General features: G+C 67.6%; 21 protein-coding genes. 17 read left to right on the top strand and 4 right to left on the bottom strand.

Annotated features, from left to right (window positions below):
- Positions 1-164 precede the first annotated feature (164 nt).
- Genes argS through FBT96_RS10765 form a run of 6 tightly spaced genes read left to right on the top strand, consistent with a single transcriptional unit; the run spans position 165 to position 5,657 of the window.
- Entirely contained in the window at positions 165-1,910 is a 1,746-nt protein-coding gene (gene argS, locus FBT96_RS10790; protein WP_136906515.1) for an arginine--tRNA ligase, read from the top strand.
- Between the two features lie 54 nt (positions 1,911-1,964).
- Entirely contained in the window at positions 1,965-3,020 is a 1,056-nt protein-coding gene (locus FBT96_RS10785; protein ID WP_136906513.1) for an SPOR domain-containing protein, read from the top strand.
- Positions 2,996-4,012, top strand: a complete 1,017-nt coding sequence (locus FBT96_RS10780) for a glycoside hydrolase family 3 N-terminal domain-containing protein (RefSeq protein WP_136906511.1) — start codon at positions 2,996-2,998, stop codon at positions 4,010-4,012. Before FBT96_RS10785 ends, FBT96_RS10780 begins: the two co-directional genes overlap by 25 nt.
- Positions 4,005-4,808: a segregation and condensation protein A gene (locus FBT96_RS10775; protein ID WP_136906509.1), complete on the top strand. Its 804-nt coding sequence runs from the start codon at positions 4,005-4,007 to the stop codon at positions 4,806-4,808. The genes FBT96_RS10780 and FBT96_RS10775 overlap by 8 nt, the downstream gene beginning before the upstream one ends.
- The gene (scpB, locus tag FBT96_RS10770) at positions 4,805-5,446 is read left to right on the top strand and encodes an SMC-Scp complex subunit ScpB (RefSeq protein ID WP_136906507.1); all 642 of its coding nucleotides are present in this window, start codon (positions 4,805-4,807) and stop codon (positions 5,444-5,446) included. The genes FBT96_RS10775 and scpB overlap by 4 nt, the downstream gene beginning before the upstream one ends.
- Before the next feature lies 1 nt (position 5,447).
- Positions 5,448-5,657, top strand: a complete 210-nt coding sequence (locus FBT96_RS10765; RefSeq protein WP_136906505.1) for a hypothetical protein — start codon at positions 5,448-5,450, stop codon at positions 5,655-5,657.
- 4 nt (positions 5,658-5,661) lie between these two features.
- Here the strand turns inward: FBT96_RS10765 and FBT96_RS10760 are convergent, their stop codons facing one another.
- Positions 5,662-6,447, bottom strand: a complete 786-nt coding sequence (locus FBT96_RS10760) for an enoyl-CoA hydratase (protein WP_136906503.1) — start codon at positions 6,445-6,447, stop codon at positions 5,662-5,664.
- A gap of 69 nt (positions 6,448-6,516) precedes the next feature.
- Here FBT96_RS10760 and FBT96_RS10755 point away from each other — a divergent pair, with 69 nt between their 5' ends.
- The 4 genes from FBT96_RS10755 to FBT96_RS10740 all read left to right on the top strand — a co-directional run bounded on the left by FBT96_RS10755 (position 6,517) and on the right by FBT96_RS10740 (position 9,249).
- On the top strand, positions 6,517-6,936 hold the full coding sequence (locus FBT96_RS10755) for a PaaI family thioesterase (RefSeq protein WP_136906501.1): 420 nt from the start codon (positions 6,517-6,519) through the stop codon (positions 6,934-6,936).
- A gap of 165 nt (positions 6,937-7,101) precedes the next feature.
- Entirely contained in the window at positions 7,102-7,566 is a 465-nt protein-coding gene (gene rplM / locus FBT96_RS10750; protein ID WP_013066607.1) for a 50S ribosomal protein L13, read from the top strand.
- A 2-nt stretch (positions 7,567-7,568) separates the two neighbouring features.
- Positions 7,569-8,057: a 30S ribosomal protein S9 gene (gene rpsI / locus FBT96_RS10745; RefSeq protein ID WP_136906499.1), complete on the top strand. Its 489-nt coding sequence runs from the start codon at positions 7,569-7,571 to the stop codon at positions 8,055-8,057.
- A 115-nt stretch (positions 8,058-8,172) separates the two neighbouring features.
- Positions 8,173-9,249 carry a calcium-binding protein gene (locus FBT96_RS10740; RefSeq protein ID WP_136906497.1) on the top strand — a complete coding sequence of 359 codons (1,077 nt, stop codon included), beginning with the start codon at positions 8,173-8,175 and terminating at the stop codon, positions 9,247-9,249.
- 56 nt (positions 9,250-9,305) lie between these two features.
- Here the strand turns inward: FBT96_RS10740 and FBT96_RS10735 are convergent, their stop codons facing one another.
- Positions 9,306-9,935, bottom strand: coding sequence for a LysE/ArgO family amino acid transporter (locus FBT96_RS10735; protein WP_136906495.1), 630 nt, complete (start codon positions 9,933-9,935; stop codon positions 9,306-9,308).
- 71 nt (positions 9,936-10,006) lie between these two features.
- Between FBT96_RS10735 and FBT96_RS10730 the strand changes: the two genes are divergently transcribed.
- From FBT96_RS10730 to fghA, 4 genes are read left to right on the top strand one after another with little or no spacing between them, the layout of a single operon-like run.
- Positions 10,007-10,942 carry a LysR family transcriptional regulator ArgP gene (locus FBT96_RS10730; protein WP_136906493.1) on the top strand — a complete coding sequence of 312 codons (936 nt, stop codon included), beginning with the start codon at positions 10,007-10,009 and terminating at the stop codon, positions 10,940-10,942.
- A gap of 42 nt (positions 10,943-10,984) precedes the next feature.
- Entirely contained in the window at positions 10,985-11,251 is a 267-nt protein-coding gene (locus FBT96_RS10725) for a metal/formaldehyde-sensitive transcriptional repressor (RefSeq protein WP_136906491.1), read from the top strand.
- A gap of 18 nt (positions 11,252-11,269) precedes the next feature.
- A complete protein-coding gene (locus FBT96_RS10720; RefSeq protein WP_136906489.1) occupies positions 11,270-12,379 on the top strand; it encodes an S-(hydroxymethyl)glutathione dehydrogenase/class III alcohol dehydrogenase in 1,110 nt (369 codons plus the stop codon).
- 7 nt (positions 12,380-12,386) lie between these two features.
- Positions 12,387-13,217 carry an S-formylglutathione hydrolase gene (fghA, locus tag FBT96_RS10715; RefSeq protein WP_136906487.1) on the top strand — a complete coding sequence of 277 codons (831 nt, stop codon included), beginning with the start codon at positions 12,387-12,389 and terminating at the stop codon, positions 13,215-13,217.
- An 83-nt stretch (positions 13,218-13,300) separates the two neighbouring features.
- Here the strand turns inward: fghA and FBT96_RS10710 are convergent, their stop codons facing one another.
- Both FBT96_RS10710 and FBT96_RS10705 read right to left on the bottom strand, forming a co-directional pair.
- Positions 13,301-14,017 (bottom strand): Bax inhibitor-1/YccA family protein, encoded by a 717-nt coding sequence (locus FBT96_RS10710; RefSeq protein ID WP_013066615.1) that lies wholly within the window; start codon positions 14,015-14,017, stop codon positions 13,301-13,303.
- A gap of 121 nt (positions 14,018-14,138) precedes the next feature.
- Positions 14,139-15,098: an NADPH:quinone oxidoreductase family protein gene (locus FBT96_RS10705; protein WP_136906485.1), complete on the bottom strand. Its 960-nt coding sequence runs from the start codon at positions 15,096-15,098 to the stop codon at positions 14,139-14,141.
- A 346-nt stretch (positions 15,099-15,444) separates the two neighbouring features.
- Here FBT96_RS10705 and FBT96_RS10700 point away from each other — a divergent pair, with 346 nt between their 5' ends.
- The 3 genes from FBT96_RS10700 (at position 15,445) to FBT96_RS10690 (ending at position 18,140) form a co-directional block, all read left to right on the top strand.
- Entirely contained in the window at positions 15,445-15,807 is a 363-nt protein-coding gene (locus tag FBT96_RS10700) for a helix-turn-helix domain-containing protein (RefSeq protein ID WP_055213417.1), read from the top strand.
- A 71-nt stretch (positions 15,808-15,878) separates the two neighbouring features.
- Positions 15,879-16,700, top strand: coding sequence for an inositol monophosphatase family protein (locus FBT96_RS10695; protein WP_136906483.1), 822 nt, complete (start codon positions 15,879-15,881; stop codon positions 16,698-16,700).
- 102 nt (positions 16,701-16,802) lie between these two features.
- Positions 16,803-18,140: an 8-oxoguanine deaminase gene (locus FBT96_RS10690; protein WP_136906481.1), complete on the top strand. Its 1,338-nt coding sequence runs from the start codon at positions 16,803-16,805 to the stop codon at positions 18,138-18,140.
- The last annotated feature ends 89 nt before the right edge of the window (positions 18,141-18,229 follow it).

Genomic DNA, 18,229 nt, shown 5'->3' with positions numbered 1-18,229 from the left:
GAGGTCGCGTTAGCGGAAAAATGGCGATCCGTCAATCTGAACGGGGTGCGACGCGCTTTCTCAGGGGGGGGCGGGACTGGCCGAAGCGGCGCGCGCGGCGGCGCAGAGTTGACGGCACGGCGCCGCTCTGGCAGGGGTGAGGCAACGAAGGAAGCGATCAGATCATGAACCTCTTTGCTGATGTGCGCGCGGTCGTGCTTGCCGCGCTGGATGCGATGGTGGCCGAAGGCGCGCTGCCCGCGGGCCTTGACACCCAGGCCGTGGCGGTCGAGCCGCCGCGCGATGCCGCCCATGGCGACATGGCGACGAATGCCGCGATGGTGCTGGCGAAACCCGCCGGAACCAACCCGCGCGCGCTGGCCGAGGGGCTGGTGGCGAAGCTCGCCGCCGATGCCCGCATCGCCTCGGCCGAGGTCGCCGGGCCGGGCTTCATCAACCTGCGGCTGGCGCCCGGGCTTTGGGCCGATGTGGTGCGCGCGGCGCTGACATCGGGGGCGGATTTCGGGCGTTCCGATCTGGGCAAGGGGCTGCGGGTCAACGTCGAATATGTGTCCGCGAACCCGACCGGGCCGATGCATGTGGGCCATACCCGCGGCGCGGTGTTCGGCGATGCGCTGGCCAGCCTGCTTGATTTCGCGGGCTACGATGTGACGCGCGAATACTATATCAACGACGGCGGCGCGCAGGTCGATGTGCTGGCGCGGTCTGCCTATGAGCGCTACCGCGAGGCGAACGGGCTTGAGCCCGAGATCCGCGAGGGGCTTTACCCGGGCGATTACCTGATCCCCGTGGGCGAGGCGCTGAAAGAAAAATACGGTGCCAGCCTGATCGACAAGCCGGAAAGCGACTGGCTGGCCGAGGTGCGGGTTTTCGCGACCGAGGCGATGATGGCGATGATCCGCGAGGATCTGGCGCTTCTGGGCGTGAAGATGGATGTCTTCTACTCCGAAAAGTCGCTTTACGGCACCGGCCGGATCGAGGCGGCGCTGCAGCGGCTGCAGGATCTGGGCCTGATCTACGAAGGCACGCTGGAACCGCCGAAGGGCAAGCTGCCCGAGGATTGGGAAGAACGCGAACAGACGCTGTTCCGCTCGACCGATTATGGCGATGACGTCGACCGGCCGGTGAAGAAATCGGACGGCAGCTGGACCTATTTCGCCCCCGACATCGCCTATCACTGGACGAAGATCGAGCGCGGCTTCGATCAGCTGATCGACGTCTTCGGCGCCGATCATGGCGGGTATGTCAAGCGGATGAAGGCGGCGGTGGCGGCGCTGTCGGAAAACCGGGTGCCTTTGGACATCAAGCTGATCCAGCTGGTGAAGCTGTTCAAGAACGGCGAGCCCTTCAAGATGAGCAAGCGCGCGGGCACCTTTGTCACCCTGCGCGACGTGGTCGAGCAGGCGGGGGCGGGGGTCACGCGCTTTCACATGCTGACCCGCAAGAACGATGCGCCCTTGGATTTCGACTTCGACAAGGTGCTGGAGCAGTCCAAGGACAACCCGGTCTTTTACGTGCAATATGCCCATGCCCGGGTCGCCTCCGTGCTGCGCAAGGCGCGCGACATGGGCATCGACGTTTCCGATGCCACGCTGGCCGGGGCCGATCTGGACCGCAACAGCCACGAGGCCGAACGCGCGCTGGCGAAAAAGATCGCCGAATGGCCGCGGCTGGTGGAAATCGCCGCCCGCGCGAACGAGCCGCATCGGGTCGCCTTCTTCCTGTATGAGATCGCTTCCGAGCTGCATGCGCTGTGGAATCGCGGCAATGACGAGCCGTCCCTGCGCTTCCTGCAGGACGGAGATCTGGCCGCCTCGTCGGCGAAAATCGCCCTTGCCCGGGCCTCTGCCGTTGTGATTTCGGCGGGTCTTGGTATTCTTGGCGTCACCCCGGCCGAAGAGATGCGCTAAGGCACCGCCGGGGGGCAGGGCCGAAACGGCCCGAAAACCGGATATGGGGCGAGCATGACCGATCCCGACACCCGCAATGACGGGGGTTTTGGCAGGCAGGGCGGGGGCGATCATGGCCTCGGCCTTGACGTGCCTGCGCCCCAGTCTGCGCGCTGGGTGCAGTTGGCGGGGGCCGCCGTCTCGGGCGCGCTGATCCTGGGCGTGATCGTCTGGGGCTATCGCCTGGCCGTGCGCGACGTGTCGGGCGTGCCGGTGATCCGCGCGCTGGAAGGTCCGGCGCGGATTGCGCCGTCGGATCCGGGCGGCGCTCTGGCGGCCCATGTCGGGCTTGCGGTGAACGAGGTCGCGGGGTCGGGTCTGGCCGCGCCGGGGCCAAGCCGTGTCGTGCTGGCGCCGCCGCCGACCGGGCTTTCGCCCGATGATGCGCCGATGTCCGAACTCAAGCCGCTCCCCGAGGTGACGACCGCCCCCGATGCGGCGGATCTGGCGATGGAGGGCCCGCCGGTGCCGGTGCCCGACAGCGCCTTGCCCGCCAAACCCGCCGCCGCGGCGCCCGCCGCCGATCCGGCCTCCGACTTGCCGACCGACCCCGAGGCGCCCGCCGAAACCTCTGCCGAAACCGCGCCTGCGGAACCGGGCCCCGTCGAAACACCGGCCGAAGCTCTGGTCGAACCTGCGACTGACACCGCCGCAGCCCCGGCCGAGCCGGTGATCCCGGCCGATGTGCCCGGCGTGGTGAAATCGCCGCGGCCGCTGGCCCGCCCGGCGCGCGACATCGAGGCCGAGGCCGCCGCGCAGGCGGTGGCGGCGGCGATGGCCGGGCCCGAAACGGTCGAGATCAAGGCGGCCGATCTGCCCTCGGGCACGCGGGTCGTGCAGCTGGGCGCCTTTGACAGCCCCGAGGAGGCCCGTGCCGAATGGGGCCGGATCTCGGGCCGGTTCGAGGCGCTGATGGCGGGCAAGAAACGCATCGTGCAGGAGGCCGCCTCGGGCGGGCGCAGCTTCTGGCGGTTGCGCGTCTCGGGCTTCCAGGGCGTCGAGGAGGCGCGTCAGTTCTGTGCCGCACTGGTGGCCGAGGGGGCGAATTGCATTCCGACCGTGATCAAGTAAGCCCTTGCGGTGCCACGATTCTGGGCGTCGAGGGGACGGTGCTGGGCGCCGATGAAGCCGCGTTTCTGCGCGAGGCCGACCCTTGGGGGCTGATCCTCTTTGCCCGCAACGTGGCGGATCCGGCACAGCTTTTCCGCCTGACGTCCGATCTGCGCGCGGCCTTGGGCCGCGCGGCGCCGATCTTCGTCGATCAGGAGGGCGGGCGGGTGCAGCGGCTGCGGCCGCCCCATTGGCGCGACTGGGCGCCGCCGCTCGAGGATGCGCTGTTGCGCGGTCCGCGGGGGATGTGGCTGCGGGCGCGGCTGCAGGCGGCCGAGCTGCGCGCCGTCGGCATCGACGGCAATTGCGCCCCCACCTGTGACATTGCGGGCGGGCAGACGCATCCGTTTTTGCGCAACCGCTGCCTTGGCGAAACTGTTGATGCGGTGGTGAAAAACGCCCGTGCGACCGCCGATGGCCTGCTGGCGGGCGGGGTTCTGCCGGTTCTCAAGCACATGCCGGGCCATGGCCGCGCCGAGGCTGACAGCCACAAGGATCTGCCCGTGGTCACGGCCGCGGCCGAGGCTCTGCGCGCCCGGGATTTCGCCCCCTTCGCGGCGCTGGCCGATCTGCCCTTGGGCATGACCGCGCATATCCGCTTCACCGCCTTTGACGACGCGCCCGCCACGCAAAGCGCGCGGATGATCGATCTGATCCGCCACGAGATCGGCTTTGCCGGGCTTTTGATGACCGATGACATCGGGATGCAGGCGCTGTCGGGCAGCTATGCTGACCGCGCCGCGGCCTCGCTGGCCGCGGGCTGTGACGTGATCCTGCATTGCAACGGCACGCGCGCGGAATTCGCCGAAACCGTGGCGGCGGCGGGGCGGCTCTCGCCTGCCGCGACGCTGCGGGCCGCGGCGGCTTTGCGCTTGCGCCATGCCCCCGGCGCGGTTGACCTGGCGGCGCTTGCGGCGGAATTTGACGCCGTCGGTGGCGGGTCGGATGGCTGAGGAAACGGCAAGCCTGTTTGAAAGCACGAGTGTCAGCGAACGGCTTGCGGCCGAGGCGCTGATTGTCGATGTCGACGGTTTCGAGGGGCCGCTCGATCTTCTGCTGACGCTTTCGCGCACGCAAAAGGTCGATCTGCGGCGGATCTCGGTTCTGGCGCTGGCCGAGCAATATCTGAAATTCGTCAACGAGGCCAAGGCGCTGCGCATTGAACTCGCGGCCGATTATCTGGTGATGGCGGCCTGGCTGGCGTTTTTGAAATCGCGTCTGCTGCTGCCGCCCGAACCGGGCGAGGACGGCCCCTCGGCCGAGGATCTGGCGGCGCATCTGGCCTTCCAGCTGGAACGGCTTTCGGCGATGCGCGAGGCGGCGGCGACGCTGATGGGGCGTGATCAGCTGGGGCGGAACTTCTTTGCCCGCGGCTACAGCGAAACCGTCGAGCGGGTCCGCAAGGTCAAGTATTCCGCGACGCTGCTCGAGCTGATGCAGGCCTATGCGCGCATTCGCACCCGCGACGAATTCCGCCCCTATGCCTTTGATCGCAAGAACATCTTCACCATGGAAGAGGCGCTGGAACGGATGCGACCGCTGATCGGCTATGCCGGGGACTGGACCGATCTGACGGACTATCTGCCCGATGGCTGGGGGGCGGACCCGAAGCGGCGCCGCTCTGCCACCGCGGCGACCTTTGCGGCGTCTTTGGAACTGGCGAAACAGGGCCAGATCGAGATCCACCAGACCGAAACCTTCGCGCCGATCACCCTCCGCGCCCGAACCACCCCGCGTGACCCGTCATGAGCGAGAGCCGCTACGATCCGAACGAAAAATCGCTGTTCGACGCGCCGCCGCTCGCCGAGCAGGAGCGGATGATCGAGGCGATCCTCTTCGCCTCGGCCGAGCCGGTGAGCCTGCGCGAGATGCAGGACCGGATGCCGCATGGCTGCGACGCGGCCGAGGCGCTGGCGTATCTGCGCCGCCGCTACGAGGGGCGCGGCGTGCATCTGGTGAAGATCGGCGACGCCTGGGCCTTTCGCACCGCGCCCGATCTGGGCTTCCTGATGCAGAAGGAAACGGTGGAGCTGCGCAAGCTGTCCCGTGCCGCGATCGAGACCTTGGCGATCATCGCCTATCACCAGCCGGTGACGCGGGCGGAAATCGAGGAAATCCGGGGCGTTGCGGTCAGTCGCGGGACGATCGACCAGCTTTTGGAGCTGGAATGGATCCGGCTCGGGCGGCGGCGGATGACGCCGGGCCGGCCGGTGACCTTTGTCGTGACCGAGACCTTCCTTGACCATTTCGCCCTTGAATCGGCGCGCGATCTGCCCGGCATCAAGGAGCTTCGCGCGGCGGGCTTGCTCGACAACCGGCCGATGCCGGGGGCCGAGGACGACGAGGGCGACATGGTCGGGCAGAGCGAGCTTTTCGAGGAGGACTGAGATGGATCCGATGAAGCTTCTGCAGATGGTCTGGAGCATGATCCTGCGCCGTCTGCTGCGGGTGGGCGTGACGAAGGGCATCGAGATGGCCGCGGGCAAGGGCAAGCCCGCCGCGCAGATGACCAAGGCCGAGCGCAAGGCGGCGAAATCGGCACGTCAGGCGGTGAAACGCGCGCGGCAGGCGGCGGCGATCACCCGGCGGATGCGCTGAGGCGTCACGCCCAATCCGGCTTGCGCTTGTCCAGAAACGCCTGCACCCCCTCGGCGGTGTCGCGGTAAAGCATGTTTTCCACCATCACCGCCCCGGCATGGGCATAGGCTGCGGCCGTCTCCATCTCGATCTGGTCATAAAACGCCCGCTTGCCGATCTTCACCGCCGCGCCGAGCTTTGCCGCCAGGGTTTCCGCCAGCGCCGTCGTTGCGGCCTCGAGATCGCCATGGGCCACGACGCGGTTGACGAGGCCGACCTCGCGCGCGCGGGCCGCGTCGATGAAGTCCCCCGTCGTCAGCATCTCGAAGGCGACCTTGCGGGGCACGACACGGCTGAGCGCCACCATTGGCGTCGAGCAGAACAGCCCGATGTTCACCCCGTTGACGCCAAAGCGCGTGCCCTCGGCCGCGACGGCCAGATCGCAGCTGGCGACAAGCTGGCAGCCCGCGGCGGTGGCGATGCCGTGCACCTCGGCGATCACCGGCTGCGGCAGGGCGGGGATCATCTGCATCACCGCGGCGCAGCGCGTGAAAAGATCGGCGAAATACGCCCGCCCGCCATCCGGTGCCGCGCGTCCGGCCTGCATTTCGCGCAGGTCATGGCCCGCGCAAAAGCCCTTGCCCGCGCCTTTCAGCACCACGACCTTCACGCCCGCATCCGTGGCCAGCGCGGCAAACCGCGCCGCCAGCGCCGCCAGCATCGCATCCGACAGCGCATTCAGCGTGGCCGGGCTGTTCAGCGTCAGATGCGCGATGACGCCACGTTTTTCGATCTCGACAAGCTCGCTCATTGCAATTCCTCCCTCGGCCCGGAACTCTGGGCCCTGAAAGTCTAGGCTTGGGAGAGGCCGGGAGGAAAGATGCAACTGAAGATGGACGTGACGGCGCTGAACGCGTTTTTGCGCCGCGATTTCGCGCAGGTCGCCGATATGTTCGAGGTGATCGCGGCGGGCGAGGAAACACTGATCCGGCTGCGCATCGACGACAGCCACCTGCGCCCGGGCGGCACGGTCTCGGGGCCGAGCATGTTCGCGCTGGCCGATGTGGGCATCTATCTGGCGATCCTGAGCCGCATCGGCCCGGTGGCGCTGTCGGTGACGACGAGCGCGACGATCGATTTCCTGCGCAAGCCGCTGGCCGGGGTCGATCTGCTGGCCCGGGTGCGGGTGCTCAAGCTGGGGCGCAATCTGGCCGTCGGCGATTGCCTGATCTTCTCCGAAGGCGAGGCAGAGCCGGTCGCGCGGGCCTCCATGACCTATGCGATCCCGCCCGCGCGCTAGGGGCGGAATCGGGGAATATCGGCCCGCACGGTGGGGTAATTAGATACCTATTTTGCAAGTCATTGAAATGGAATGAAATAATTCCGCTTCTGGTGCTTGCTTTGCGATCGGAAAGCGCGGATAAGCCCGCATCCAGTTTCCCAACCCTTCAAAGGGCGATCGACAATGAAAACCTATACCGCGAAACCGGCGGAGATCGAGAAGAAGTGGATCCTGATCGACGCCGAAGGCGTCGTTCTGGGCCGCCTCGCCACGATCGTTGCCATGCGCCTGCGTGGCAAGCACAAGCCGACCTTCACCCCCCACATGGACATGGGTGACAACGTCATCATCATCAACGCCGACAAGGTGCAGATGACCGGTGCCAAGCGCGAAGACAAGCGCTACTACTGGCACACGAACCACCCGGGCGGGATCAAGTTCCGCACCGCGCGTCAGGTTCTGGAAGGCGCGCATCCCGAGCGCGTGGTGATCAAGGCCGTCGAACGCATGATCTCGCGCAACCGTCTGGGCCGCGCGCAGATGTCGAACCTGCGCGTCTACGCCGGGGCCGCCCATCCGCATGAAGCCCAACAGCCCGAAGTTCTGGACGTCAAGGTCCTGAACAAGAAGAACACCCGGAGCGCCTGATCATGTCCGATATCAAATCCCTCGACGATCTGAAGTCGGCCGTTTCGGGCACCCCGGCGGCGGCCGTGGCCGCTGCGGTGGAACGCACCCCGGTGCGTGACGCGCAGGGCCGCGCCTATGCCACCGGCAAGCGCAAGAACGCCGTCGCCCGCGTCTGGGTCAAGCCCGGCACCGGCAAGATCACCGTGAACGGCAAGGAAATGCCGGTCTATTTCGCGCGTCCGGTGCTGCAGCTGATCGTCAACCAGCCGTTTGGCGTCGCGGGCGTCGAAGGCCAGTATGACGTGATGGCGACGGTCGTCGGCGGCGGTCTTTCGGGTCAGGCCGGTGCGGTCAAGCACGGCATCTCGAAGGCGCTGCAACTGCACGAGCCGTCGCTGCGCGCCGCGCTGAAAGCCGCGGGCTTCCTGACCCGCGACTCGCGCGTCGTCGAACGGAAGAAATACGGCAAGGCCAAGGCCCGTCGGTCGTTCCAGTTCTCGAAACGCTGATCGTTTCGAAACAATCCGTTTCCAGGCGGCCCCGATCCGGGGCCGCCTTTTTGTTTCCGCCCCCTGCCGTCCCGTGTTACAAAGTTAATGATTGTTAAACATATCCGGGGTTGTCATGCGTAATTCCTTTCTTTTGCCGATGAAGCTTGCGGGGACCGAAGCCTTTCAGGCGCGGATGGACGCGATCCAGACGGTGGCGCAATCGGCGCTTGCCGCCGCGGTTGCGCCGAAATGGGGCACCGCCGCGGCGGACCGGATCTTCGGGGGCGAGCTGGGCGAGCATATCTATGGCCGGGCCGGGGCGGATACGATCTTTGCCGGGGCCGGCAACGATCTGCTGCGCGGCGGCGATGGCGATGACGTGCTGTTTGGCGACACCGGGGCGGATGTGCTTTGGGGCGATCTCGGGGCCGACAATCTGGCGGGCGGCACGGGCAACGACATGCTGCATGGCGGCTGCGGCGCCGACCGGCTGTTCGGCGATTTCGGCAATGACACGCTGGAGGGCGGGGCGCAGGCGGACCAGTTGACGGGGGGCGATGGCCGTGACGTGCTGCTGGGCGGCGAGGGCAACGATCTTCTGCTCGGGGGGGATGGCGCCGACAGCCTGACCGGAGGGGCGGGCAACGACCGGTCCCGGGGCGGCGAGGGCAACGACCTGCTGAGCGATGAAGGCACCGATGCGGATGCCGACCTGCTCTGCGGCGATGCGGGCAACGATACGCTGGTGGGCGGCAATGGCGCGGATTCGCTTTACGGCGGCAGCGGCAATGACGTGATCCGCGATACCTGGGTACAAGACGCCTCGGGGCTTCTGGTGGCCGATGATGCGGCGCGGATCGATGCGGGCGAAGGCGATGACACGATCTTCGCCTCGGGCGCGGATACGATTGTCACCGGCGCGGGGGAAGATGTGATCGTGATCGGGGCGGCGGGCGACACCGCGCTGGCGACCAGCGCCGCGGTGACGGTGACCGATTTCCTGGTCGGGACCGATTCCTTTCAGTTCGACCTGTCGGATGGCGGCGTCGACGATGCGCTGAGCCTGTCGCTGCGTAATGAGGGGAAGAATACGATCATCGTCGTCACCGATGCCGAGGGCGTCAGCCATGATGCGGTGACGCTGGTCGGCGTGACCGTCATCGCGCTGGGAGAGATCTTGGATGCCTATCTGCTTTACGATCTGATCTGAGCCGCCGCGGCCGGAGGGTGCCCGTCCCGCAAGGGGCGGGTTTGCTTTTCGCCCGCTCAGCCGGTGGTGATCCAGACCTGGCGCAAAAGCCCCGCCGCCAGCGTCAGCATCATCGCGCCGATCAGCAGATCCAGCACCCGCCAGGCCAGCGGCCGGGCAAAGAGCGGCGCCAGAAACCGGGCGCCGAAGCCCAGCGACACGAACCAGACCGTGCTGGCCAGCCCCGCGCCCAGCACAAAGGGCAGATGCGCCGCCGCCGGTTGCGCCGCACCGACCGAGCCCACCAGCAGCACCGTATCCAGATAGACATGCGGGTTCAGCAGGGTGAACCCCGCGACCCGCGCCAGCGCCCCCATGCGCGTCAACGCCGCGCCACCGTTTTCGGCCTGAAGCCGTTCGGGCCGCAGCGCCCGGCGCAGGGCCGACATCCCATACCAGCCCAGAAACCCCGCCCCGCCCAGCGACAGCACCGTGACCAGCCGCGGCGCCGTGCCCAGCACCGCGCCCAAGCCCGCCACCCCGGCGGCGATCAGCGCCAGGTCGCAGGCCGCGCAAAAGCCGACGACAAGCCCCACATGTTCGCGTCGCAACCCCTGGCGCAGAACAAAGGCATTCTGCGCGCCGATCGCGACGATCAGGCCAAGGGAGAGGCCGAAACCGGTGAGGAGGGGGGCAATCTGGGTCATCGGGCTTCCTTGCCCGGCCTTGGCGGTGTAGTCAAATTCAGGATGCTAAAGCAGATGAAGGTGGGCTTAACATGCTCGAGTATCCCTTGCTGGCGGCGCTGGCCGCGGTGATCCGCGAAGGCGGCTTCGACCGGGCGGCTGCCGTGCTGGGCGTCACGCCCTCGGCGGTGTCGCAGCGGATCCGCGCGCTGGAGGAACGGGTGGGGGCGGCGCTGGTGGTGCGCAGCCAGCCGCCGGTGCCGACCGAGGCGGGGGCGCGGCTGTGCGCGCATGTCGAGCGGGTGCGGCTGCTGGAAGGCGAGCTGGCGGCGGATCTGCCCGCGGTGGCGGGGCCGGGACAGGGGGCGCCCGCGCTGCCCATCGCGGTGAATGCGGATTCGCTGGGCAGCTGGTTCCTGCCCGCCGCGGCGCGGTTTTCCGAAGCGACCGGGGCGCTGGTGCATCTGCTGCTGGATGACGAGGCCCATACCGCGGCGCGGCTGCGCTCGGGCGAGGTGCTGGCGGCGGTGACGGCGGACCCGGCGGCGGTGCCCGGCTGCCGGACCCGGCCGCTGGGCGCGCTGCGCTATGTCGCCTGCGCCAGCCCCGCCTTCATGGCGCGGCATTTCCCGCAAGGTGTCACGGCGGCGGCCCTGACCCGGGCGCCGGTGCTGCAATTCGACCGCAAGGACGGGCTGCAGGCGCGTTGGCTGCGCCAGCATCTGGATCTGCCGCTCGAGGCGCCGACGCATCGGGTGCCCTCGACGCAGGGGTTTCTGGAGGCAAGCCTGCTCGGTCTCGGTTGGGCGCTGCATCCGCTGGCGCTGGCGTCGGCGCCCCTCGCCGCGGGGCGGCTGGTCGAGCTGGTGCCCGGCGCGGTGCTGGATGTGGGGCTGCACTGGCAGCATGCGCGGCTGGGGGCGCGCCTGCTGGAGGCATTGACGCGCGAGGTCGCGCTGGAGGCCGGACGCAGCCTGATCCTGCCCGGCGCGGCGGCGGGAATCGCTGGTCTTGCGGGGAAAGGCTGATATACTCCCCCGCAGTATATGCCCCGCGGGGAGGGACCGCCGATGCCGAACAACCCCGAGGACAAGAAGCGCATTCTGGCGCGGGTGAAGCGGATCACCGGCCAGTGCGAGGCGCTGTCACGGGCGCTGGAAAGCGGGTCGGACTGCGGCCCGATCCTGCAGCAGATCGCCGCCGTGCGTGGCGCCGTGAACGGGCTGATGGCCGAGGTGCTGGAAGCCCATATCCGCGACGAATTCGGCCCGCCCGAGGGAGAGGGCGGAGCCAAAACCGGGGAATTGCTGGCGCTGGTGCGCAGCTATCTCAAATAAACCAACAGGGAGACTGACATGAAATCGCGTGCCGCCGTGGCCTTTGCGCCGGGCAAACCTCTTGAAATCGTTGAAATCGATGTCGCGCCGCCGCAAGCGGGCGAAGTGCTGATCCGCATCACCGATACCGGCGTGTGCCACACCGACGCCTTCACCCTGTCGGGCGACGATCCCGAAGGGCTGTTCCCGGTCGTTCTGGGCCATGAGGGCGCGGGCGTCGTGGTCGAGGTCGGCCCCGGCGTCACCTCGGTTCGCCCGGGCGATCATGTCATTCCGCTTTACACCGCCGAATGCGGCGAATGCCTGTTCTGCAAATCGGGGAAAACCAACCTCTGCACCTCGGTCCGGGCGACGCAGGGCAAGGGCGTGATGCCCGACGGCACCTCGCGCTTTTCCTACAACGGCCAGCCGATCTATCACTACATGGGCTGCTCGACCTTTTCCGAATATACCGTGGTGGCCGAGGTCTCGCTGGCGAAGATCAACGAACACGCCAATCATGAACATGTCTGCCTTTTGGGCTGCGGCGTGACCACCGGCATCGGCGCGGTGCACAACACCGCCAAGGTGCAGGAAGGCGACAGCGTCGCGGTCTTTGGTCTGGGCGGGATCGGGCTGGCGGTCATTCAGGGCGCGCGGCAGGCGAAGGCCGGGCGGATCATCGCCATCGACACCAACCCGGCGAAATTCGATCTGGCGCAGCAGTTCGGCGCCACCGATTGCGTCAACCCCAAGGATCACGACAAGCCGATTCAGCAGGTGATCGTCGAGATGACCGGCTGGGGCGTCGATCACAGCTTTGAATGCATCGGCAATGTCAACGTGATGCGGGCGGCGCTCGAATGCGCGCATCGCGGCTGGGGGCAATCGGTGATCATCGGCGTGGCGGGGGCGGGGCAGGAAATCTCCACCCGGCCGTTCCAGCTGGTGACCGGGCGCAAATGGATGGGCACGGCCTTTGGCGGCGTGAAGGGGCGGTCGCAGCTGCCGGGCATGGTGGAACAGGCGATGGCGGGGGAAATCGAGCTGGAACCCTTTGTCACCCACACGATGGGGCTCGAGCAGATCAACGAGGCCTTCGATCTGATGCACGAGGGCAAGTCGATCCGTTCCGTGATCAAGTTCTGAGGGCGCGATGGACCGTCTTGAAACGCACGGGTCTTTCGGCGGCACGCAGGAGGTGTGGCAACACACCTCGGCGGTGCTGGGCTGCGAGATGCGCTTTGGCCTTTACACCCCGGCGCATGAACCGGGCGAGCGGCTGCCGGTGGTCTACTGGCTGTCCGGCCTGACCTGCACCGAGCAGAATTTCATCACCAAGGCGGGGGCGCAGGCCTATGCGGCGCGGCATCGGGTGATCGTCGTCGCCCCCGACACCAGCCCCCGCGGCGAAGGCGTGGCGGATGATCCCGCCTATGATCTGGGGCAGGGGGCGGGGTTTTATCTGAACGCAACGCAGGCGCCGTGGGCGGCCCATTACCGGATGCACGATTATGTCGTGACCGAACTGCCCGCGCTGATCGAGGCGGAATTTGCCGCGAGTGACCGCCGGTCGATCATGGGGCATTCGATGGGCGGCCATGGTGCCTTGGTGGCGGCTTTGCGCCATCCCGGCCGCTACCGTGCCGTTTCGGCCTTTGCGCCGATCGTCGCGCCCGCGCAGGTGCCCTGGGGGGAAAAGGCGTTTTCCGCCTATCTGGGGCCCGACCGGGCTTCCTGGGCCGCGTGGGATGCGACGGCGCTGCTGGCGGGCGCCGCCGAGCGGCTGCCGATCCTGATCGATCAGGGCGAGGCGGACAGCTTCCTGGAAGACCAGTTGAAACCCTGGATCTTTGCCGAGGCGGCGGCGCGGCTTGACCATCCGGTGACGCTGCGTCGTCATCCGGGCCATGACCACAGCTATTACTTCATCGCCAGCTTTCTGGGCGATCACTTTGCCCATCACGCCGCGGCGCTGCGGGGCTGAACCGCAACCCCAGGGCCCAAAACGGAAAAAACCCCGCGGCGGACCGCGGGGCCTTTCCCGGAGGTTGGTTCGGGTCGTTCAGATCACTCGCGGTTGCCGAGGAACTGCAGCAGGAACATGAACAGGTTCAGGAAGTCCATGTAGAGCTGCAGCGCGCCCAGGATCGCGGCCTTGCCAAGGAAATCGGCATCCGACTGCGCCAGTTGCAGATAGGTGTTCTTGATGTTCTGCGTGTCATAGGCGGTCAGACCCGCAAACAGCAGCACGCCGATCACCGAGATCGCGAATTGCAGCGCCGACGACGCGATGAAGATGTTCAGCAGCGAGGCGACGATCAGGCCGATCAGACCCATCATCAGGAACGAGCCGAAGGCCGAGAGGTTGCGCTTCGTCGTGTAGCCGTAAAGCGACAGTGCGGCAAAGGCGATCGCGGTGATCAGGAAGGTCTGGGCGATCGAAACGCCGGTATAGACCTTGAAGATGAAGCTCAGCGACAGGCCCATCAGCGCCGAATAGCCGAAGAAGACCATCTGCGCGGTCGAGGTCTGCATCTTGTGGATCAGCGCCGAGAAGGCGAAGACCACGACGAGCGGCGCGAACATCACCACCCATTTCAGCGGCGTGCCGAAGATCGCGGCGAGAAGCTGGTCGTTCAGGCTGACGCCGAAGGCCACGGCGCCGGTGACGATCATCGCCACCGACATCAGGCCATAGACCTTGTTCATATGGGTCCGCAGACCCTCGTCGATGTAACTCGCACGGCCAGCCGCGGTGCTGTGCATCGTGTTGTAATTAGCCATGTGGTTGTCTCCAGTCTGTGCGGCGTCCCGCGCGAGCGTGCGCCGTCGGGTCCGATATTGGAAAGGACCGGGGGGGTTTCAAGAACCCGGCGGCAGAAAATCGGCCGCCGGCGGGGTGCGGTCACCCCATCGTGACGACGATCTTGCCGGTGGAGCGGCGGGTGCGCAACATCTCCAGCGCCGCGGCGGTCTGCGACAGGGGGAAGCGGGCCGAGATATGCGGATGCAGCTGGCCCGCGGCGACAAGGGCGAAAAGCTCGGTCATCGAGCGGCGCAGCGCCGCCGGGTCGAGATCCAGATAGCCGCCCCAGTAAAGCCCGTGGATTTCAAGGTTCTTCACCAGCGCATGGTTGAGCTTGAGCGCGGGCGGGCTGCCCGCGGCAAAGCCGATCACCAGAAACCGCCCGCCCGGTTTGAGCGCGGCGAAAGCGGCCTCGCCCAGGCTGCCGCCCACCGCGTCATAAACGACATCGGCGCCGCCAAGCGCCTTGAGCGCGGCTTTCAGGTCGGGGGTCTCGGCATCCAGCGTCTCGGCCGCGCCCGCCTGCGCGGCTATGGCGCATTTCTCGGCCCCGCGCGCGACAGCGATCACCCGCGCGCCGAGCCGCGCGCCGATCTCGACCGCGGTCAGCCCCACGCCCCCCGCCGCGCCCAGCACCACGAGCGTCTCGCCCGGGGCCAGCCGTCCGCGCAGGGTCAGCGCCAGATGCGAGGTGCCATAGGCGATCTGGAAGGCGGCGGCGGTCTCGAAATCCAGGCTGTCGGGCAGGGGGGTGCAGCGGGTTTCGGCAAAGACCCCGGCCTCGGCCAGACCGCCGTGACCGGCATGGATGGCGACGCGGGTGCCGGGCGTCAGGCTTGCGCCGGGCCCCGCGGCGGTGATCGTGCCCGCGGCTTCGAGACCGGGCACGAAGGGCAGTGGCGGCGTGGCCTGATAGCTGCCTTCGAGCATCAGGAGGTCGGCGAAATTCAGGCCGCAGGCGGCGATCCGCACCGCCACCTCGCCGGGGCCGGGGGCGGGCAGGGGCAGATCGGCAAGCGTCGGCGGCGTCGTCGGATCGGTGTGAAGGAAGGCGCGCATCTGGGTCTCTGGGCTGGGATCGGGACGGTCAGCCTAGCGCGGCCGGGACGGGGCGGCCAGTCCCGGGATGGTTGTTGATTGCCGAATCAACCGGAACGCGAAGGTCGCGGTTCGCGCCGTAAAAAATGCAATTTGCAATGCAATTTGCGAATTGCGGGCGGGCGCGCCGCCGCCCGGAACACCGATCTTGACGGAACATGGTTAACAATTGCAGGATGTGCGACATAACGTAGCGATTAGTCTCTGATTTTACCTGTCTTTTTGGATAGGTTCCAGTTTTTGCAACCGAAACGGCGCCCTGCTCTATGTTAGCTTCATCCATCCGAAGAGTTCCGGGGAAGAATGAATGAAGCATCCGGTCGATGTCCATGTGGGCAAGCGTATCCGTCACCGCCGTTGGCTGGTGGGGGTTACGCAACAACAACTCGCCGACAAGGTCGGCATCAAGTTCCAGCAGATTCAGAAATACGAAACGGGGATGAACCGTGTCTCGGCCTCGCGGCTTTGGGACATTGCCGACGCGCTCGATGTGCCGGTGTCGTTCTTCTTCGAAGGATTGTCGGGCGAAGACCCGAACACGGCCGCGCTGGAAGGGGATCTTTTCTCCGACAAGGAAGCGCTGGCCCTGGTGCGTTCGTACTACGCGATCCCCGAGGCGCAGCGGCGCCGTCTGTTCGAACTGGCGAAGGTTCTCTCCGACGTGGCTTGATATGGCCGCACAATCGGGGTTGAAAAGACGGGGAGCGGTGACGCTCCCCGTCTTTTTTCCGGAGCCCCCCCATGCCGCCCCATCTGAGCGAGGCCGACAAGGCCGATCTGATCGCCACCGCCGAAGCCCTGGCCGATGCCGCGCGGGCGGCGACGCTGGTCCATTTCCGCACCCCGGGCGGCATCGCCGCCGAAACCAAGGAGGCCGTGCGCTTCGATCCGGTGACCGTGGCCGACCGGGCCGCGGAACAGGCGATGCGCGAGATCCTGGCGTGGCGGCGGCCCGCCGACGGGATCTGGGGCGAGGAATTCGGCGTGACGCGCGGGACATCGGGGCTGACCTGGGTGCTGGATCCGATCGACGGCACGCGGGGGTATCTGTCGGGCACGCCGACCTGGGGGGTGCTGATCGCGCTGTCCGAGGAGGGCGACGACATGCCCGGGGCGCCGCTGATGGGGCTGATCGACCAGCCCTATATCGGCGAGCGGTTTCTCGGCGGCTTCGGTCAGGCGCGGGTGACCGGGCCGCTGGGCCGGGCCGATCTGCGCACGCGCGCGCCGCGGCCTTTGTCCGAGGCGATCCTGTATTCCACCTTCCCCGAGGTCGGCACGCCCGAGGAGGGCGCGGCCTTTGCGCGGCTGGCGCGGCAGGTGAAGCTGACGCGCTATGGCACGGATTGCTATGCCTATGGGCTGATCGCGGCGGGGCAGATCGATCTGGTGGTCGAGGCCGGGCTGCAGCCCTATGACGTCGGCGGCCCGATCGCGGTGATCGAGGCGGCGGGCGGGATCGTCACCGACTGGACGGGCGGTCCGGCGTATCGCGGCGGGCGCGTGCTCGCGGCGGCGAATGCCGAGGTGCATGCGGCGGCGATTGCGGTCTTGCAGGGCTGAGGGGGAAGGCGGGGGGCTGCCGCCCCCCGAACCCCCCGCCCGACGGGGCCCTCGGGCCCCTTCGGACTTCCCCGAGGGGATTGCGTTGCGCGGGAGGCTGGGATGCGGGAGATTCTGATCCGGGGGGCCGAGGTCGTCGTCACCATGGACGGGGCGCGGCGGGAATTGCGCGGCGCCGATGTGCTGCTGCGGGGCGGCGAGATTGTCGCCCTGGGGCAGGGGCTTGTCAGCACGGGCGAGGTCGTGTCGGCCGCGGGCTGCGTCGTCACGCCCGGGCTGATCAACACCCACCATCACCTGTATCAGACGCTGACCCGGGCCGTTCCGGGCGGGCAGGATGCGCTGCTCTTCGGCTGGTTGAAGACGCTTTACCCGATCTGGGCGCGGATGGGGCCCGAGGAGATCTTCACCTCGGCGCAGATCGGGCTGGCGGAGCTGGCGCTTTCGGGCTGCACGCTGTCCTCGGACCACCTTTATCTTTACCCGAACGGCGCGCGGCTGGATGACACGATCGCGGCGGCGGCCGGGCTGGGGCTGCGCTTTCATCCGACCCGCGGCGCGATGTCGATTGGCGAAAGCGCGGGCGGGCTGCCGCCCGACGCCCTGGTCGAGCGCGAAGCGGCGATCCTGACCGATTGCATCCGCGTCATCGACGCCCATCACGATCCGCGCCCCGGGTCGATGCTGCGGGTGGGCGTCGCCCCCTGTTCGCCGTTTTCGGTCTCGCGCGAGCTGATGCGCGACGCGGCGGCGCTGGCGCGCGACAAGGGGGTGATGCTGCACACCCATCTGGCCGAGAATGACGAGGATATCGCCTATTCCTTGCACCAGTTCGGCTGCCGTCCCGGCCAATATGCCGAGGATCTGGGCTGGACCGGCGCCGATGTCTGGCATGCCCATTGCGTCAAGCTTTCAGGTTCGGAAATTGATCTTTTTGCCCGTTCGAAGACCGGGGTTGCGCATTGTCCCTGTTCGAATTGTCGCCTTGGCTCCGGCATTGCGCCGATCCGGGCGATGCGCGATGCGGGGGTGAAGGTGGCGTTGGGCGTCGATGGATCGGCATCGAATGACGCGGGCAATCTGATCGCCGAGGCGCGCCAGGCGCTGCTGTTGCAGCGGGTGCAAAACGGCGCCGAGGCGATGTCCGTGCGCGAGGCGCTGGAGATCGCCACGCTCGGGGGCGCTCAGGTTCTGGGCCGCCCGGAGCTGGGCAGCCTTGAGCCCGGCAAACGCGCCGATCTGGCGATCTGGGATGTTTCGGGGCTCGAGGCCGCGGGCGCCTGGGATCCGGTCGCGGCGCTGCTTCTGTCCGGCCCGCCCCGGGTGAAGCATCTCTTCGTCGAGGGCCGTCCGGTCGTCCGCGACGGCCAGATCACCACGCTGGATCTGCCGCGCGTCATCGAACGCGCGAACCACCTCGCCCGCGCCCTTGCGCGCTGATTTCATCTTGCCGGAAATACCTCGGGGTGGGGGGGGGCGCCCCGCGACGTGAAACCCCCCCCCGCCCCCCCCACCAGTGGGGTATAAAA

It is taken from the genome of Rhodobacter capsulatus (assembly GCF_005144475.1).
Classification (GTDB): Bacteria; Pseudomonadota; Alphaproteobacteria; order Rhodobacterales; family Rhodobacteraceae; genus Rhodobacter; species Rhodobacter capsulatus_C.
Note: the sequence above shows the minus strand (reverse complement) of the source record. Positions and strands in the feature narration are given on the sequence as shown.

Coding starts and splice junctions, on each gene's coding strand:
- FBT96_RS10730 (WP_136906493.1), top strand. CDS start 10,007: ATGCTCGAGTATCCCTTGCTGGCGGCGCTGGCCGCGGTGATCCGCGAA.
- FBT96_RS10765 (WP_136906505.1), top strand. CDS start 5,448: ATGGATCCGATGAAGCTTCTGCAGATGGTCTGGAGCATGATCCTGCGC.
- FBT96_RS10720 (WP_136906489.1), top strand. CDS start 11,270: ATGAAATCGCGTGCCGCCGTGGCCTTTGCGCCGGGCAAACCTCTTGAA.
- fghA (WP_136906487.1), top strand. CDS start 12,387: ATGGACCGTCTTGAAACGCACGGGTCTTTCGGCGGCACGCAGGAGGTG.
- FBT96_RS10785 (WP_136906513.1), top strand. CDS start 1,965: ATGACCGATCCCGACACCCGCAATGACGGGGGTTTTGGCAGGCAGGGC.
- rplM (WP_013066607.1), top strand. CDS start 7,102: ATGAAAACCTATACCGCGAAACCGGCGGAGATCGAGAAGAAGTGGATC.
- rpsI (WP_136906499.1), top strand. CDS start 7,569: ATGTCCGATATCAAATCCCTCGACGATCTGAAGTCGGCCGTTTCGGGC.
- FBT96_RS10710 (WP_013066615.1), bottom strand. CDS start 14,017: ATGGCTAATTACAACACGATGCACAGCACCGCGGCTGGCCGTGCGAGT.
- FBT96_RS10760 (WP_136906503.1), bottom strand. CDS start 6,447: ATGAGCGAGCTTGTCGAGATCGAAAAACGTGGCGTCATCGCGCATCTG.
- FBT96_RS10705 (WP_136906485.1), bottom strand. CDS start 15,098: ATGCGCGCCTTCCTTCACACCGATCCGACGACGCCGCCGACGCTTGCC.
- FBT96_RS10690 (WP_136906481.1), top strand. CDS start 16,803: ATGCGGGAGATTCTGATCCGGGGGGCCGAGGTCGTCGTCACCATGGAC.
- FBT96_RS10755 (WP_136906501.1), top strand. CDS start 6,517: ATGCAACTGAAGATGGACGTGACGGCGCTGAACGCGTTTTTGCGCCGC.
- FBT96_RS10735 (WP_136906495.1), bottom strand. CDS start 9,935: ATGACCCAGATTGCCCCCCTCCTCACCGGTTTCGGCCTCTCCCTTGGC.
- FBT96_RS10695 (WP_136906483.1), top strand. CDS start 15,879: ATGCCGCCCCATCTGAGCGAGGCCGACAAGGCCGATCTGATCGCCACC.
- FBT96_RS10775 (WP_136906509.1), top strand. CDS start 4,005: ATGGCTGAGGAAACGGCAAGCCTGTTTGAAAGCACGAGTGTCAGCGAA.
- FBT96_RS10700 (WP_055213417.1), top strand. CDS start 15,445: ATGAAGCATCCGGTCGATGTCCATGTGGGCAAGCGTATCCGTCACCGC.
- scpB (WP_136906507.1), top strand. CDS start 4,805: ATGAGCGAGAGCCGCTACGATCCGAACGAAAAATCGCTGTTCGACGCG.
- FBT96_RS10740 (WP_136906497.1), top strand. CDS start 8,173: ATGCGTAATTCCTTTCTTTTGCCGATGAAGCTTGCGGGGACCGAAGCC.
- argS (WP_136906515.1), top strand. CDS start 165: ATGAACCTCTTTGCTGATGTGCGCGCGGTCGTGCTTGCCGCGCTGGAT.
- FBT96_RS10725 (WP_136906491.1), top strand. CDS start 10,985: ATGCCGAACAACCCCGAGGACAAGAAGCGCATTCTGGCGCGGGTGAAG.